At 42.5% G+C, this 17,455-nt stretch carries 16 protein-coding genes; 1 reads left to right on the forward strand and 15 read right to left on the reverse strand.

Annotated elements, in window-relative coordinates; genetic code table 11:
- From RP262_RS05320 to RP262_RS05350, 7 genes are all read right to left on the reverse strand, one after another.
- Positions 1 to 3,481, reverse strand: a 3,481-nt coding sequence (locus RP262_RS05320; protein WP_311154516.1) for a SpaA isopeptide-forming pilin-related protein, incomplete at its 3' end; no start/stop codon positions are given.
- A 327-nt stretch (positions 3,482 to 3,808) separates the two neighbouring features.
- Positions 3,809 to 4,549, reverse strand: coding sequence for a class I SAM-dependent methyltransferase (locus RP262_RS05325; RefSeq protein WP_223314107.1), 741 nt, complete (start codon positions 4,547 to 4,549; stop codon positions 3,809 to 3,811).
- A 185-nt stretch (positions 4,550 to 4,734) separates the two neighbouring features.
- Positions 4,735 to 6,588, reverse strand: coding sequence for a SpaA isopeptide-forming pilin-related protein (locus RP262_RS05330; RefSeq protein ID WP_311154517.1), 1,854 nt, complete (start codon positions 6,586 to 6,588; stop codon positions 4,735 to 4,737).
- 290 nt (positions 6,589 to 6,878) lie between these two features.
- Positions 6,879 to 7,064 (reverse strand): hypothetical protein, encoded by a 186-nt coding sequence (locus RP262_RS05335; RefSeq protein ID WP_223314105.1) that lies wholly within the window; start codon positions 7,062 to 7,064, stop codon positions 6,879 to 6,881.
- Positions 7,065 to 7,097: 33 nt separating this feature from the next.
- Entirely contained in the window at positions 7,098 to 7,454 is a 357-nt protein-coding gene (locus tag RP262_RS05340) for a class Ib ribonucleoside-diphosphate reductase assembly flavoprotein NrdI (protein ID WP_223314104.1), read from the reverse strand.
- Complete coding sequence (locus RP262_RS05345) at positions 7,455 to 7,802, reverse strand: hypothetical protein (RefSeq protein ID WP_311154518.1); 348 nt, start codon at positions 7,800 to 7,802, stop codon at positions 7,455 to 7,457. It abuts the gene before it with no gap.
- Positions 7,803 to 7,996: 194 nt separating this feature from the next.
- Positions 7,997 to 8,608 carry a TetR/AcrR family transcriptional regulator gene (locus RP262_RS05350; RefSeq protein WP_311154519.1) on the reverse strand — a complete coding sequence of 204 codons (612 nt, stop codon included), beginning with the start codon at positions 8,606 to 8,608 and terminating at the stop codon, positions 7,997 to 7,999.
- Positions 8,609 to 8,713: 105 nt separating this feature from the next.
- Between RP262_RS05350 and RP262_RS05355 the strand changes: the two genes are divergently transcribed.
- Positions 8,714 to 9,667 carry a hypothetical protein gene (locus RP262_RS05355; RefSeq protein ID WP_311154520.1) on the forward strand — a complete coding sequence of 318 codons (954 nt, stop codon included), beginning with the start codon at positions 8,714 to 8,716 and terminating at the stop codon, positions 9,665 to 9,667.
- A 122-nt stretch (positions 9,668 to 9,789) separates the two neighbouring features.
- On the opposite strand, the gene RP262_RS05360 is transcribed toward RP262_RS05355, so the two are convergent.
- The 8 genes from RP262_RS05360 to RP262_RS05395 all read right to left on the reverse strand — a co-directional run bounded on the left by RP262_RS05360 (position 9,790) and on the right by RP262_RS05395 (position 17,452).
- Positions 9,790 to 10,206: a DUF3021 domain-containing protein gene (locus RP262_RS05360; protein ID WP_311154521.1), complete on the reverse strand. Its 417-nt coding sequence runs from the start codon at positions 10,204 to 10,206 to the stop codon at positions 9,790 to 9,792.
- 10 nt (positions 10,207 to 10,216) lie between these two features.
- Complete coding sequence (locus RP262_RS05365; RefSeq protein ID WP_002899836.1) at positions 10,217 to 10,672, reverse strand: LytTR family DNA-binding domain-containing protein; 456 nt, start codon at positions 10,670 to 10,672, stop codon at positions 10,217 to 10,219.
- A 22-nt stretch (positions 10,673 to 10,694) separates the two neighbouring features.
- Positions 10,695 to 11,540, reverse strand: a complete 846-nt coding sequence (locus RP262_RS05370) for an ABC transporter permease (RefSeq protein ID WP_125338423.1) — start codon at positions 11,538 to 11,540, stop codon at positions 10,695 to 10,697.
- A 1-nt stretch (position 11,541) separates the two neighbouring features.
- Positions 11,542 to 12,408 (reverse strand): ABC transporter ATP-binding protein, encoded by an 867-nt coding sequence (locus tag RP262_RS05375; protein ID WP_125338422.1) that lies wholly within the window; start codon positions 12,406 to 12,408, stop codon positions 11,542 to 11,544.
- A 150-nt stretch (positions 12,409 to 12,558) separates the two neighbouring features.
- Positions 12,559 to 14,559 (reverse strand): ABC transporter permease, encoded by a 2,001-nt coding sequence (locus RP262_RS05380; protein WP_311154522.1) that lies wholly within the window; start codon positions 14,557 to 14,559, stop codon positions 12,559 to 12,561.
- A complete protein-coding gene (locus RP262_RS05385) occupies positions 14,540 to 15,319 on the reverse strand; it encodes an ABC transporter ATP-binding protein (RefSeq protein ID WP_002899832.1) in 780 nt (259 codons plus the stop codon). Before RP262_RS05385 ends, RP262_RS05380 begins: the two co-directional genes overlap by 20 nt.
- 169 nt (positions 15,320 to 15,488) lie before the next feature.
- Positions 15,489 to 16,244, reverse strand: a complete 756-nt coding sequence (locus RP262_RS05390) for a TraX family protein (RefSeq protein WP_002905967.1) — start codon at positions 16,242 to 16,244, stop codon at positions 15,489 to 15,491.
- 107 nt (positions 16,245 to 16,351) lie between these two features.
- Positions 16,352 to 17,452, reverse strand: a complete 1,101-nt coding sequence (locus RP262_RS05395) for an AAA family ATPase (RefSeq protein ID WP_002905966.1) — start codon at positions 17,450 to 17,452, stop codon at positions 16,352 to 16,354.
- Between the last annotated feature and the right edge of the window lie 3 nt (positions 17,453 to 17,455).

Raw genomic sequence — 17,455 nt, forward strand, 5'->3', positions numbered from 1 at the left:
CATGGAAGGTGTAAGTACCTGGTGCCAAGTTTAGTTCTTTAGACTTACCAGCTTCCGATGTCCAGCTTTCTACGGCTGTGCCTTCAGCTTTATCGCCCTTGTAAATCTTGATCTCTGCACCAGCGATTTCTGTACCGCCGAGGCTGACTTTACTGAAAGTAATGGCTTTTGGACTATCATCGTCTTTATCCGTTACTGTAACAGTTGAGCCGTTGGTTACGACCTTGTTGTCTTCACCCTTAGAGTCTTTTTCTCCAACGTTGGTCACTTCCACTGTGCCGTCATGTTTGACTTGGAATGTGATGTCCGTTACTTTGAGGTAACCCGTTGGAGCTGCTTCCTCATGGAAAGTGTAAGTACCAGGTGCTAAGTTGATATCTTTAGACTTACCAGCTTCAGATATCCAGCTTTCTACTGCGTCACCCTCGGCCTTGTCGCCTTTGTAGATTTTGATCTGAGCACCGGCGATTTCAGCACCACCAAGGTTGACCTTACTGAAGGTCACCTTACGTGGAAGATCATCGTCCTTATCGGTCACCGTAACAGTTGAACCATTTGTCGCTACGGTGTTAGCTTCACCCTTAGCGTCCTTCTCACCAACATTGGTCACTTCCACTGTGCCGTCATGCTTGACTTGGAATGTGATGTCCGTTACTTTGAGGTAACCCGTTGGAGCGGCTTCCTCATGGAAGGTGTAAGTACCTGGTGCCAAGTTTAGTTCTTTAGACTTACCAGCTTCTGAAGTCCAGCTTTCGACTGCATCTCCTTCAGCTTTGTCGCCCTTGTAAATCTTAATTTGAGCACCAGCAATCTCATCTCCAGCAATATTTACCTTACTGAAGGTAATCTTACGTGGAAGGTCATCGTCTTTATCCGTTACTGTAACAGTTGAGCCGTTAGTTACGACCTTGTTGTCTTCGCCCTTAGCGTCCTTCTCGCCAACATTGGTCACTTCCACTGTACCGTCTTGTTTGACTTGGAAGGTGATGTCGGTCACTTTGAGGTAACCCGTTGGAGCCGCTTCCTCATGGAAGGTGTAAGTGCCAGGCGCCAAGTTGATGTTCTTAGACTGATTAGCCTCAGATGTCCAGCTTTCTACTGCTTGGCCTTCGGCTTTCTCGCCCTTGTAGATCTTGATTTCAGCACCAGCAATCTCAGTACCACCGAGGTTGACCTTACTGAAAGTAATGGCTTTCAGACTATTGTCCTCTTTATCGGTTACAGTAAGAACCAAGCCATTTGCTTCAACAGAATCTGTTGCACCTTTAGCATCAACAGTAATGGTACCATCAGAATGAACTGTGAATTTTATATCTTCTACAGCTACAAATCCAGCAGGAGCAAGGCTTTCTTTCAGAGAATAGGTCCCTGGAGCTAACTTAACCACCTTAGATGCGTTGGCTTCGGAAGTCCACTCTGCAAGAGGCTTAGCTTCAGGACGAATCTGACTGCCTTTGTAGAGTTTCAATTTCGCACCAGGGATTTCCTTCCCGTTTGGATCTACTTTCTTGATCGTCACATCACGTTCTGAGTCGTCATCCTTGTCTGTTACCTTCAAGGTTGCTCCGTCAGTCACAACCTTGTTGTTTTCACCTTTGGAGTCTTTCTCTCCGACATTGGTCACTTCCACTGTACCATCATGGTTGACTTGGAAAGTGATGTCAGTTACTTTCAGGTAACCAGTTGGAGCTGCTTCCTCATGGAAGGTGTATGTACCAGGCTCCAAATTGATTTCTTTAGACTGATTAGCTTCGGAAGTCCAACTTTCAACAGCTTGACCCTGCGCTTTGTTGCCCTTGAAAATCTTAATTTGAGCGCCAGCAATCTCAGTACCGCCCAGGTTGACCTTACTGAAGGTAATGGCTTTAGGACTATTGTCCTCCTTGTCGGTAATCGTCAGAATTGATCCCGCTGCCTGAACGGTATCTTCTGCTCCTTTTTTCACAAGAGCAACAGTACCATTGGCACCTACTGTAAATGTAATATCTTCTACATATTGATAACCAGCAGGAGCGTTAGCTTCAGTCAGTGTATAGGTTCCTGGAGACAATTTTATTACTTTAGAAGTGTCAGCCTCAGAAGTCCAGTCTGCAACGGGAGCTTCTTCCTGATCAACATGATCACCTTTATAGATTTTCAGTTGCGCACCAGGAATTTCTTTCCCGTTTGGATCTACTTTTTTGAAAGTTACATCCTGCTCGGTTACCGTCTTCTTATTGACGATCTCACGCGATACAGATTTGTCTGTTCCAAAATCCTGGGAACCAATCTTAATTTCCTCAGTTAATTTATCATATCCTGTAGGAGGAGTCACTTCACGAATGGTATAATCATCGCGCAACAAGTCACCCAAGTTGGCATTCCCGTTAGAATCTGTGGTTAATTTTCCGACAACTGCACCGCTCCGATCACGAACAACTTCAAATTCTGCACCTTGCAGATTCTCACCATTTTCATTAACCTTATGGAGCTTAATGGTGAAAACATAGCCTTCTCCAACACCGCCTGCAATCTGATAAGAACGATTTTCAGATGATGTCGTTGTTTGACCACCATTATAGGTCATGGTAGCACTGTTGGAAACGCGCTCACCATCAACTAGATCGTAATCTGCTTTTGTCTTATAGTCCAGCAAATACCCGAAACCATCCATGTCGCCAAGGTCAATCGTGAATCCATCACCCGCGGCATTCTCCGTGATTTTTGATTGGAAATTAGCTGTCACGTCTTCTGTTGAATCCCGCACCCAATCTCCATTATTCCAGCGCCAAGCAATTTTATAGACCCGAATTGAGTCTCTCATGATTTTAAAATTAGGCGAGGTAATCTTGTCAGTTATCGTTACTCCGGTATAATGCTCCATATTGCGGTTAATCGCAATATTGTAATGAACCTCATTCTTACCGTCTTCTGCTGCCTGATAAGAGCTCTTTTCAATTTTTGAGTCATATCTTTTGGGCGGTCCGTTATAATGGACGATTCCCGGATACAACATCCGACCTCCTACGGTAAATCCACCATTCAAGTCACTTTCTTGTCTCACAACATCATGGTCAACTCGTGCATAGAAGAAGAATTCTCCTTGGACACCAGACTTTTGCTCAACATAATTTGTATAGGTCAAAGTAATGGTCTTGTTGGTTGAATCCAAAAATCCATTTGCAACTACGTTATCCGAGCTGTCTTTAAGCTCAATAGCTGAAGAGTTCCCAAAAGCATACTCAGAAGGCAAGGTGATTTTTGTTGTATCTCCTTGATGTACTTGGTTATCCGGCAAGACAAACTTTGCGTAAACTCGAAAAGTTTCCCAAATATCAATTCCCTGCGTCAAATCACCACCTGAAGAATTCTTCAGGCTCATCTCAGTGATAACATCACCAAACTCAGCTGCTTGCACCTGAGTAAGAGGAGCAACTGATGGCAAAATGACTCCTAAACAAAGAATAATAAGGTGGAGCAATGCTCTAATCCTTTTGTTCATGCAATTTTCCTTTCTCACAATATTCAGTTTTAAATGTACAATGTAATTGTATACTAACTGAGCTTCCCCATCTTGTCAGTGCCCACTTGCTAAAAAGCGAACATTTATAGATACATTACATCTACATTTTATCATACTATAAGAAAAATGGCTATACACAAAAGGAAATTTTTTTAACATTTGTTTACCTTTTTGTCATTTAGAAAAGGTGGACGATTTGTATGGTTCATTTGCAAATCAGACCACTATTGCTAGGGCCAATTGCGTCTGACAATCAATGTCCTCAATAACATAGAAAAACCGAAAACAAAGTCCGGTTCTTCTGATTTATTTCCTAAACGTCAGGGCATAAAATTTTCCATCCCAGAGGAGTTTCAACTCCTTTTCTTTGACTCCGGCCGGTATAGCAGCCTCAATTTCTCCCAAATCAACGGTAGCGTCCTTAAAATAGTTCTTGCTGAAGTGGTTCTTCTTATATTGCTGGTCCACATAGTCTGCCGTCTCGTCTGAAATCATAATCTTAGTTCCTGGCTTAGCCACCCGCAGCATTTCCTGCATGGCCTTGGCCTTATCACTAAAGAAATTAATTCCACCGATATGATAGACGATGTCAAAGCTATCATCTGCAAAAGGCAGGTCCTCTGCACAAGCATGAAAGAGTTGCAGATTTGTCTTCTTGGCACAGGATTTCTGACATTTTTTCAGCATGCCTATGGAAATATCTGCCCCAACAAAGTCTAGGCTTTTCAGGTCAATATTCTCAGGAATGTAGCGCAGGTCGTGGCCAGTCCCGATAGAGACATAAAGAACTGACAAATGATCCTTCCATTCTATTTCTGCCATCAGATCCCTTCTCAACTTGTCGACTGTCTTGCCATAGAGAAGGCCGCCCAGCCATTTCTCACTCATATCATACCATCGAGCAAAACGATTGTACATGGTCATGTACTTGGCATTGTCTCCTGAGACATAGTCCGGATTCAGCGCCAGATAGATGTCTCCATCTTTTTGAAAATCCGCTAACTTCAAACCTGGCTTCAGCTTCTCTTGTATTTTTGTATCTGTCATATCTTCTGTCTCCTTTTTCTATTTGCCATTTATTATAGAGGATTCTGAGCCAAAAACAAGAGTTTTTCCGTAAGTGGCTGTCCAGCATGAGTAACTGGAAGAAATTGCTCAGTAAGCTGCAATAAAGCTAGACCAAAATAAGCAAACAAAAGAAGATAAAGCATTCTGCTCTATCCTCTCTTTGTTTATTTGCTCAGTCGAGTCTTACGGTAAAGTCCTAAAAGAGTCAGGACTAACAGGCCAGCAAGAACAAGTCCAAGGCTTTCAGCAGAGCCAGTCGCAGGAAGAACTTTTTTAGATTTTTCTTGACCGTCTGCTGCTTTATCAGAATCAGATGATTGATTTGGCTTAATACCGCCTTGAACTGCTTTATCAGGGGTACCAGGTTCAGCTGGTGCCGCTTGGTCAGTAATGAACAACTTGCCATCTGTATATTCTACAGCATTGCTATTGGCGTCTAGAACTGTTACAGTGCTATCTTCATTGACTTGGAAGACAATATCAGTCACAGCCAGGTAACCTGTCGGAGCCGCTTCCTCATGGAAGGTGTAAATACCTGGCTCTAGGTTAATTTCTTTAGATTTGTCAGCTTCTGAAGTCCAAGATGCGACAGGACTGCCCTTGCTTTCCCGTCCCTTGAAAATCTGAATCTGAGCACCGGCAATTTCCTCACCAGCTAGATTAACCTTACTGAAAGTAACCTGTTTGTCCGTTGGAGTTTGAGTTTTCTTATTGACTACATTGACTGCAACCAATCTGCTATCTCCAGAATCTCCAGAGGCAGGACTGCCTACGTTCAAAGTCTTACCAAAATCCGTCGGACTGATGGTAATATCCTCTGTCAGGCGATCATAACCAGCTGGAGCAGTCGTTTCACGCAGAATATAAGTGTCGCGCAGAAGATTACCAACTTCCGCGTTCCCATCTGCATCTGTCGTGATTGTGCCAACCACCTTATTGGTCGATTTCCGCACCACTTCAAAGACTGCACCGCTCAGAGAAGCATTAGACTCATCAGTCTTGTGGACCTTAACCTTGAAGTTATAGCCTTCTGACTTTCCGCCAGCAATCTGATAAGAGTACTCGTTGGTGACAGACACAGTCTCGGTATTGTTGTAGTTCATGGTAGCCTTATTTCCTACAACCTCTCCATCAGCCAAATCGTAGTCAGCTAGTGTCTTGTACTCAACTAGATAGCCGAAACCTTCTACATCTCCGAAGTTGATTGTCAAGCTATCACCTTCAGCGCCAAAGGTCATCTTAGACTGGAAGTTTGCTGTTACATCTTCAGTCGAATCACGCGCCCAATCTCCATTATTCCAGCGCCAAGAAACCTTATAAACCCGCACAGAGTCTTGAACAATCTTAGCGTTTGTATCACCCAACTTGTCCGTCACAGAGACATTTTTGTAGTTGCCCATGTTGCGGTTAATGGCTACATTGTAGCGGATTTCATTCTTAGCATCAGCATCCCACTGAAAAGCACTCTTTTCTAGCAGAGACTCATACTTTTTCGGCGGTCCATTATAGTGAATACTGCCGGCCGGAATCCTATTATTTCCTACCGTGAAAGTAGCTGGAATATCCCTTTCCTCTGTGACGACCTCGTGGTCAATCCGCGAATAGAAGAAAAACTCGCCTCTGACACTGGACTTCTGCTCCACATAATCTGTGTATGTCAGTGTGATAGTCTTGGCATCGCTATCCAGGACTCCATTAGCCACCAGGGCTCCGTTTTCATCCTTGAGCTCAATAGCTGAGGAATTCCCAAAGGCAAATTCATTCGGCAAATGAATCACTGTCGTATCACCCGCATGGGCCTGGTTGTCTGGCAGGGCAAACTTAGCATAGACACGGAAGGTCTGCCAGATATCTACACCATTGGTCAGCTGCTCACCAGAGTTAGTGGTGAGATGCATTTCAGTGATGACATCATTGAGTTCCGCCGCCTGAGCCTTAAGGGTTCCGGCTAGGAAAGGCAGGAACACACCTAGACAGAGAATGATGAGCTGAAACCATACTCTCAGTTTTTTATTCATGCAATCTTCCTTTCTCACAAGTAAAATTTGTTTAAAAGTACAGCGTATTGGCCAGCCAGTCGAACACGTTCTTTTCATGTTTTTCTGCCTTTTTGACAAACACTGGAAAGACAATACTAATTCATTGTACCATATTGACTATTAAAAAACTATAGGAATGCTCACAGGGGTTTATCATAAAAAGGAGAAAGAAGACGCTAAGCCTTCTCTCTCCTATTGATACGAAAACAGGTCAAAAGATGACCTAAAAATCATTGACCAAACTCCGCTCTTCTATTTTGACAAAAAAGTCAATCTTTATGTGACGCACTGGAAGTTGCGTCTACCTGATTCTGTTCTGTTTCTTCTTGTCTGGAAGAATTTCTTTCCGTCTTATCTGAAGTGTCGGGCTCTTTCTGTATATGCCCGCAGGCCGTTAGGATAAAGGCAGAAATCAGAGCCAGAAACAAGTTCCCAATTTTCTTGAACCTAGGCATACGAGTCCTCCATTTATGCGAAACTTGATGAGACTAGCACTCCGCCAAAAATGCCTGCACAGTCTTGACATCTTCTGGACTACCGCCTCGGTCAATATCGCAGATATGCTGGAGCCCATATTTTTCGGTAATCAAGGCAGTCGCCCCGCAGAAGGTCCGGCCATGTTTAACAGAGTCGCCATTGTTAACAAAACCTTTAATCAGCCCAGGATGCTTCTTGATAAAGCGTTTGGTAGACCAAGGAATTTTCCCAGCACCAGCATTTCGAGTAATGAGAATACAGGGCACTTCCAGTTTCTCCTTGATGCTCTGGGTCGGATAGCCCAGTGATTCTGCAAATCGTTTTCCAATACCAGTATTTGAATCATAAACTACAATCATCTTCATCACCTACTTTCTTAAAAAAAGGATAGCAAACCATGCGGCAAAGCCTAAAACTACGACATCTGAGATGAGCATAAGCATGAACTCCAAATCTGGCATCATGTGAATGTACATCAGCAATGCCAAACTTGTCAAAGCCAGTGCCGTCAGCTTAGCAACTGCTGGCAAGCCCGGAATCAAAGCTGCTCCGATTAGGACAAGGATGAGACCTCCGACTAAAAATGACTGAAAATCCACACTCAAACTAAAACCAACTGTCACGCCGCCGTAGCCAATGGTCAAAAGACCAATCAGCACTAGACAGATACCTAAAATAGCCAATCCGCTCATGGCAAATCCTCCTTGCTTATTCATTTTTTTCCTCACTTTCTATTGTTGAATGAACTTTTACGAGTATTCATTCATATCTTGATAAAAAATAATGTACTTTATCTAATTACGTTCCTCTCCATTTCCGAATCACAGGACATAACCCATCACCTCCTTTGTTGATGAATGAATGTTTCTGAAAATTCATTCACTTCAACTTCTAAGTAAAGGAATTTCCTCTATTTGGAAAAAATTCCCTTAACAAAATATTTAACTAAAGTCTCAAGACTATCGAAGTAGCCTGAAAATTCCTGCTCTGTGACATGCATGTCTATGTAGTAAATCAAGTCATAAACCTTCATGATCTCATCTATTTTCTCCTTCGAAAAGCCCTCTTCCTGCAAGCGCTGGCTGAAGGTCTGAATCAGAAACTGATGAAAGGCATTTGACGCTCGGCCGGAATCCTGATTATAGTAATCGTGCAGAATCTGAGAAATGCCCGGCTTGTTCCACTCAGCCAGAATTTTATTGGGCGAAATCAACTCAAAAGTAACTGCAAAAAGCTGTTCAACGATTGCCTCGGGCTCGCCCTGCCAGTCTACGCGCCGCATGGTTTCCTCACGTATACGGCTATTTTCAGCTACATAAACCTCCAAGAAGATAGCTTCCTTAGACTCATAATACTTGTAAAAGGATCCAACAGCCATCTGACTTCTCTTAGCAATATCAGAAATTCCAGCTGCCTTATAGCCTTTTTCTGCAAAGACTTCTCTAGCCGCAGCCAGGAGCTCATTTTTTTTATCCATTTCCATGCCTCTTTTGTGAATGAATTTATTTTTATGTTCATTCATATTTTAACACAATATTGCCACTTGTCAAGCATTTATGTTATACTATACAAAAAAGATAGTTTGCTAATCAAATTATTTTTTAGATTATATTTTGGAGGTTGAGCTATGCTCAAGGAAAGACGAAACCAGGGTACCATCGCCCTACTGGTAATTTCTCTTATTTTTCTAGTTGTTGCTGCAGTGATGGGCTTTATCCAATACCAAAAAGTCAACACCAAGACTGCCTATGACCGAAATAGCGAGTCTGGAGCAGATTCAGCAGTCTATGCTGAAGTGTCATATATTTTCCCAGAGGCCCTGATTGAAGTAGAAGATAATACTCAAGTTTGGCTGGTTGCCTACCAAGACGGATATGTTGGTCTGCAGGCTAAAAAAGGAGACAAGCAGATTGCCCAGCTCTTGGAAAAAGAGAAAAAGGGCGAGCTGGAAAAAAATCCTGTCCGAATCGTTGGCTCCTACGTTAATGCTAACTCCCCTAAAAAAAATCAGGGATATATCTCTAATTATGGCAGCCTCGTTCGCGGTCTCCTAGCAGACAATCCCGAAGTCATCACAGTAATGTCAAGCAGCTCCTATATCTCTATCACTGAATTTGAATCTGACAATCTTGCATTCATGTTCTACATTCTGTTTTTGATTGGACTCTGTGTTTTCTTTGTCACTATGGGAATTATCGGCTGCAAGAAAAATATTGCTGCCTACGAAGAAATCTATGCAGCCTATCCAGAGGCCAAGGACAATCTCAATATCCTGCTTGAGCAAGCGTCTTTCCACGATGATGTGCTGAAAATTGCTGTTTATAAAGACCATCTCATTACCTACTATCGAGGTTTCAAAGCAATTGATCTCAAACAGGTCGTCCATCTTTACCACCATATTCTCACCATGCATCGCGGCTTCGTTGCTTCAAACAGAAACTCAACCTTAGTTGCTGTTCGAAACAATCAAAAGAAATACCAAATGCCCATTAAGAACATTGGTAAAACAACAGATACCAAACTCCAGTCAACCTTTGACTATCTCTACAACCACTTCCCTCATATCAGATTGGGAGTGTAATAGCACATAAAACTCAAGCTAGAAAATCTAGCTTGAGTTTTTTAGATAAAAAAAACAGGAGCAGGATATAGTCCAGCTCCATTTGTTTTTATGATATGCTTGTCAGAACGTTTTTCAGCAAGTTACTTGCTTTCTTTTTCCTTTCTGCGCTTAGCTAGGGCGCTGTTAATCTTCTTGGTCTTAAGATTTGTATCCAAGTAAAGAAAGAGCCATACAAAGAGATAAATCAGAATAAAATCTAGCCAAAAATGCCAGTTGAAAATTAAAAATCCCCAGTTATTGTAGACCATGAAACAGCATACTAAGACTGCGACAGCGACAAAATGCAGTAACATCGAGACTGAAAAAGAGAAGCGGTCTTCAAGAGTTTTTAAAATTGAACTGATGATCCCAATCAAACCGCTCATCACTATGACACTGACGATATTACTTGTTGTGGGCGGATTTTTTTGAATAGAGAGAGCAAGGACAATCAGATAGACTGCACTCCCCCTCTGGATGCCCATTAATATAGCGTGTAGACATTTTTTTATACTCATCACTTACCTCCTAGATTCCCAGATATTCCATCAAGAGCTTGACATAGCGACGGCTGACTTCGGTCTTGATTTGATTGGTCAGCTTGGCCGTCATATTGCCAGAAAAGCTGTCAGACAAAGACTCCAGATGGTCAATATTGATGACAGCATGCCGGGAAACCTGGATAAAGTTCGAGCTACTAATCCGCTGCTGAAAGCGAGTCAAGGTCTCTGTCGTCTGGTAAATGCCTTCTCTGCTGTAAATCATCAACGTTGTCTGGTTGATGTCTGCTAGGATAATATCTTCAGTCTTCAGCATGATAAGCTTATCGTCCGACTTGATAGGCAGGACACCACTTGGCCCAGCCTTGTACTGCTCTAAATAATCTAAGATGGCCTTAGCTTCTGCCGCTAGCTGGTCTGCCTTGACCACAACCAGCGGATCCTTGGATGAAATGGTTGGATCTGTTTCAAATTTTGCTTGCAAGAGGAAGCTCCCTATTCACATTCTATTGTAGTTTCAGCCGTCGGATGACAATCATATTTTGCACTATCCAAATAAGCGCTATTGAAACTAAAACTATTCCAACTATATAGAAAGTTTCTGTCCTTGTCAAGAGCTCCTGCCATTCAATGCGAATTCCCATTGTTTTTTCAAAAGCTGCTTGTGACTGGCTGCTATTAGCAAAAGTATCTGCTAGACTTTCTTTCATGAGAACCTGTCTGAAAAGAGATGCCATGTAGTTAGAAGGCGTAAGCTTCATCAGGTTTTGTGCCATGTTCGGCAAGTTTCCAATAGGGATATAGGTTCCCACTAGAAAACCAGAGGTCGCTCCGACTACTGTTGCCAATTTCCCCAGACTATCCACTGATTTGAAGCATTGAACAATCAGAGCATTTATCAGTGTGGCCAAGAGGCTGTTCAAAATCATCAGAAGCACCAGGTAAGAAAGATTTCCCCATTCAAAGGAAATTTTATCCGCCTGCATAAAATAGCTGAGCATAAAGGTAAACATAATGACCTGCATCAAAAAGCCGATTATAATAGAGCTGATAAGATAACTAAGCTGCAAGCCCCACGGTCCTAAATCCGTGATAAAAAGATCGTCTGTTACCATCCGCTCCCGGTCTTCGACCTGCCGTGAGAAAGCTGCCAATGTGGTTGTTAATGCTGTAACTGCCAACACACCGCCAATCAGCCACAAGTCCATCAGCTGGCTGGAATAGCCTCCAGAATTACTTTTCAAAAAAACGATATAAAGCACAAAGGGAATAATGGCTCCAAAGAGGGACAAAATTACCCCACTGCGGTTGCGAAAATAAAGTAAAAAATTGCGTTTAATCAAAGCGAGCATATTAGCGTACCTCTCTTCCTGTCAGTGCCATAAAAGCATCGTCCATGGTTCCGGGTTGGAATTCAAATTGTTCAATATAGGGACCAGCCTGAGCCAGTAAGGTCAGAGCTTCTTGAGTCGTTTTAGGGTGGAGGATAAATTCCCCTTCCTTGACTTGCTCCCAAGCGTAGCCTCTTGGCAAGCTTTTCTCTAAACTTGCTGAATCTTGACTCAAAATCCGTAAGACATTGCGGGCATAGTCCCGCTTAATCTGGTCTGCAGAGCCTTTGGCAATGACCTGACCATGATCTACGATATAGATCTTGTCAGCATCATCTGCTTCATTGAGATAGTGGGTTGTCAAGACAATGGTCATCTGCTCTTCTTTCTGAATTTGCTTGAGCAGGCTCCAGATACTCTCCCGAGTCTGAATGTCCAGGCCTGTCGTAGGCTCATCTAGAAAAAGCAGGTCGGGACTATTGAGCAGGGCTCGAGCAATGTCCACCCGACGCTTTTGGCCGCCAGAAAGTGTCCCATAAGGCTGCTTGGCAAAGGCTGACAAGCCCAGCTGAGAGACCAAGCGCTCGATTCTACCTGACGGCATCTCCTTGTACTGCTTGGCTCTGATAGTGAGATTTTCCAAAACTGTTAGCCGAGCGTCCAATACACTGTTTTGGAAAACCACACCCAACTTAAGCTTTTCAGCATAGCAAATCTGCCCGGATGTCGGCCGCAAGAGACCTATCAGCATCTGAATAGTTGTCGATTTTCCTGCACCATTAGGGCCTAGAATAGCTGTAAAACTGCCTCTCTCAATCTGAATATTCAGATCATTAACTGCCACCTTATCGCCATAAACCTTGCTAAGATTTTTCGTTTCTACTAACATGATCTTTTCTCCTTTTCTTTACTTCTGAGACTATAATAGCAAGTCTTTTTTGAAAAATCTCAGCTTTTTGGACAAGCGGTAAAATGAGGGAGATGAGAGGTGAAAATCCAGACATCAAAAAATCCCCGACCTCTGGTCAGGGATTTGCTCTTAGCGGGCGACAATCTTGCGGTAGCTGCGTGAAGTCAGAAGAAAGACCAGAATATAGGTCAGGAGGAAGACTCCGCAAGTTGCAAGTGTTGTCTGAATCAAAAGAGGAAGATTAGTCACACCTAGTAGGGCAACTATCAAGCGCAACATATGAAAGACCGCTGCTACATGTAGAAAAGCAAAGATGAGAGGTAGGAAGAAAACAGTCAAAATCTGCTTACGAATGGTACTTCTAGTCTGCTTTTCATCTAAACCAACTTTTTGCAAGATGATAAAGCCATCTCGGTCTTCATAGCCTTCAGAGATTTGCTTATAGTAAATCACGAGAACGGCTCCTAGAAGGAAGATAACGGAGAGGAAGACACCTATGAAGAGCAAGGTTCCAGTAAGTTCTTGATAGCTCTTTTCTGCACTATAACGGTCACTAGCCATTGCAAAGCTACCATCTTGAGCTTGTTCCTGATCCAAAGTGTCCCTCAACCCCAATTGGACTTGCTCGACAAACTTTTTACTGCCCTTAGTCTCTGAAGCAACTCCAATGTAGTAGTAATGTTCCACATCGAGATTAACATCTTTGCTATCATTGACCACCATATAGAGTCCCTGTTCCATGGTCACATCGTTTGGATTAGGGATTTCCCCATGCGTGAAATTCGACGATAAAAGCTGCTTAATCTTCCAGTCCTTACCATTCACTCGGAGAGGCTTGTCCTTATTTAAGGAAATATTTTTCCCGTAAACTAAGGTTTCATCATCTGCTAAGTCTATCTTTTCCCCTGTCATTTTTTCATAATCCTGGCGATTGATGACTGTAATCGTGCCAGCAGACTTTGTCAAGATACTTGTATCCGACTCCAGCTCTCTTTGCATTGGAACTGTCACATCATTACCAGTCAGTTTCGTAATGAAGGCTGATTGGTAGAGATAGGTAGTATAGCTTGGCTTCTTCAGACCTGAGTCCTGAGCTACTTGCTGGACCTTGTCCAACAGAGCCTCCTTCTGATCGGTCGATTTCGGCAAGACGATACTGACATTATAATCCTTTGGATGCAAGGTAGTAATATAATCCTGACCCCCAACATAGATATTTATTGTACCAACCAGAGTCACTAAGAGCATGGTAGATAGAATGGAGATAGTTGCCAATCCTGCTGCATTTTTACGCATCCGCGAGATGAGATTGGAAACAGAAATGAAATTCTGCGTTTTGTAGTAGTAGCCTTTGCGCTTTTTGAGAAATTGCAATAGCGTAATCGAACCTGCATTAAAAAGCAGATAGGTTGCGATGATAACCATAACCACAGCTATAAAGAAATTGCCGATAGCAGCGACAGGCTTGGTAACGGTCAAAGCCATATAATAAGCCACACCCATGAGCAGGAGCCCCAGCAAGGTTTGCAGAAAAAGGAAGCGTCCCTTCTTCTCGCCTGCTTTCTTTTCTTTCATTAGATTAAGAGAGCTATAGCGTAGAAGACGCGTAGAGTTGAGCAACAAAATCACCGCAAAAGCAATACCCAGACTGGCTAGAGTCATCAAAACATTCTGCCATTGGAAGGTCGAGGCAAGAACTGCCGGCATTCCCATCAATTTCAAAAGGACTGCGTAGAGCATCTTATCTAAAGCTAGGCCAGACAAGATACCCAGACCGACTGTAACCAGATAAAAGACACAGAGTTCAAAGAAGGTCATGACTAGCAGATGCTTTTTCTCCATGCCCAGCAGACTATAGACTCCCAACTCTCGGGAGCGGTTTTTCATGACGAAGCTATTAGCATAGGTAATGAGGATAAGGACGGCAATCTGAATGACATGGATGCCAAACTGCAAGGTCATGCGAGCAGCTGCACCGCCATAAGAGGTCTCCATATTGGGGCTATAAGCTAGTGAGACAAAACTATACAAAATCGCTGTTGCCAGTACCGTCGCCAAAGCAAATGGATAATACAAACTGCGATTTTTAACTAGATTTGACAAAGCCAGTTTACTCGTTAGTTTGAACATAATTGCCCACCTCACTTGCCATAACAGTCAGAGTATCGGAAATCTCTTGGAACATCTGCCGCTCGGTCTTGTCACCACGGAAGATTTGGTTGTAGAGAATCCCATCCTTGATAAAGAGCACCCGCTTGGCCCGGCTAGCCGCTGCAGTTGAGTGGGTCACCATGAGAATGGTTTGACCGCGGGCATTAATGTCGTCAAAGACATCTAACAGGGCTGCCGAAGATTTGGAATCCAAGGCTCCCGTCGGCTCGTCCGCCAGCAGAATCTCAGGGTCTGTGATAATTGCCCGAGCTACTGCAACCCGTTGCTTCTGGCCACCGGAAATCTCATAAGGAAACTTCTCTTGCAGCTTGTTAATCCCCAGCTCGTTGCAGGTCGTAACCAGCTTTTGCATCATCTCGGTAATGGGACGACGAGAGAGGACCAGAGGCAGTAGAATATTATCCTTGACCGACAGGGTATCCAACAGATTGAAATCCTGAAAGACAAAGCCTAATTTCTCCCGGCGGAAGCTGGAAGCCTGACTGTTTTTGATGGTTGCTGTGTCAGTTCCATTAAGAAAGACGCGGCCCTCAGTTGGCTTGTCCAGCATGGCCAGGATGTTGAGCAGGGTGGATTTCCCGGAGCCTGACTCCCCCATGATGGCGACATATTCACCTTTTTCTACCGTAAAGTGAATGTCCTTCAGTGCCTCTACTTGACTACCCTGAAAGCGGGTTTTATAAATTTTTTTCACGTGCTGTACGTCTAATAATGTCATCTTGTTTCCTTTCTGTCTAGCAGGCACCTATCAAAGCCCTGCTTTTAGCAGTATTTATGAACTGCCTCCTAATTGATAAGTCTATTTTATCTCAATACCAACCGCCCTGCCATAACCTAAGCTTACATTTTAAAGTGCAATCTTACACTTTTGTAAGATGAGATGGGCTTTATTTTACCCAAAAGGCAATCAAAGCAATTAGCCAAAGGTGGGCTGGATAGAAAATATAGAAGAAATATTTGCTCCACTTGCTGCTGGATCCTCGCTCACCATTGTAGAAGTGCAAGAGAGGAAGAACACTGATAAAGAGCCAGTCTGAATTATAGAGCAACATCGATAGCGTGTCCTGCAAGGTTGGATAAATTTGAATACTCATGGCAAAGAGAACTCCCGCCCAAACTACATAGGACAAGTTTCTGAAAAAGACTTGGTTTCTAAAAAGGTAGGTCAAGAGCATGAAAGGAAGCAGAGCCATGCCACCTTCGCTAAAGAGAAGCCCAGCCAGCAAAACTAATACTCCTGCTGCTATCCGCAAGCCACGCTTCCTATCCTTAGCAGCTCCGCCATTTTCAGAAAAGCCAAAGAAAAGACTCAGCATGAGGACCCCGCAGGCCAAGGTCAGGAAGATGTTGTGAGTGAGGTAAATGCCCTTCTCCTGAAAGAGAAGCGTCAGGATACAGTTTCCTGTTTGCATCAGGGCTGCCCAAAAGAAGAGCCGCATATTGTAAGCCAGGCGGTTGCGAGTGTGGAGAAAGCCTTCCACTGCCATGAAGGCAAATGCGACTCCGACACAGCGGGTTAGGGCATGCAAGACGCCATCCCAGCCGTCCGGCACTAGCCCCGGTATCTGACTGATATGGTCAAAAACCATAAGAAATGCCATGAAGAGCTTCAACTGAAAAGCATTTATACCTTTTGATTTCATTTTTCTGTCTCCTTCTTATTTCTTGCCTCTATGATAATAAAAAAGAAAGGCCGGTACCATAACCTAACCTTTCATTTCAAACAAAAAACCTTACAAAATTGTAAGATTTAATTCTTTTGTTGAAAATCATCTAACTCTAGTAAGGAGAGTTCGTCTAAAGTAATTCCTTCTTTTCTACTTAAGCGAATAGATTGTTGCATGACTAAATTATCATATATATTCCTAACAAATCTTCCATTCGAAAAATTATCGTTTGACAAACCAAGTTCATCTGAAAAGAAAGATAATAAAACTCTCCTCAAGTCTTCGCTTATTTTATAATCATCTTTTAAACATAGAACATCTAAAATTTCCAATAATTCTAAAGCAGTATAGTCATTAAATTCTATAAATCGATTAAAGCGAGACTTTAACCCGGCGTTTAATTCAAAAAAAGTACACATCGGTTTTGTGTAACCTGCAACAATAACAACCAAATCTTCACGAAAGTCTTCCAAAGCTTTCGTGAGTTCGGTTAAACATTCACGCCCGTACGAATCACTATTTTCATTTTCAGTTATACTGTACGCTTCATCAATAAATAATACTCCACCTTTAGCTTGTTCAATTACTTTTTTTACTTTTAAAGCTGTCTGACCTTGATAACCAGCAATCAAATCTGTTCTCGAAGCCTCAATAAAATGACCTTTCGATAATAAACCTAATTGTTTGTACATTCTTCCTATGATTCTAGCAACAGTTGTCTTTCCTGTTCCCGGATTTCCTGTAAAGGCCATATGTAAAGTACGGAAAGGTATTTTTAAACCTTCTATTTTTCTTAAAGACTGAACCTTTTGATAAGCAACTAAATTATTAATTTCTTTCTTAACATTCTCTAATCCAATTAATTGATTTAACTCTTTTTGCAAATCTTCTAAAGAAATATTTTCATCTAGTTTTGGCTGTATTTTATTTTTGGAATCTCGTATATAAGAATATCCAACAAACTTCAACAAATCATCCGATACAATTTTTGCAAGCTTTCTAGTTTCTCTCCCTGTTGCTTCATTTTTATATATTTTAGAAATCTCTCTTAAAAAAATTGTCGCATTATTATCAGAGTAATTTGAGATAACCTTTTGCACTAGAGAAATAAGGGAACCGTGCGAGCCAGTAATTGCATCTAATTTTATAGTTAAATCCATCAATTCAGTTTGATAACTATTCATAGT

Origin of the sequence: uncultured Streptococcus sp., assembly GCF_963456385.1 — a bacterium.
GTDB lineage: Bacteria > Bacillota > Bacilli > Lactobacillales > Streptococcaceae > Streptococcus.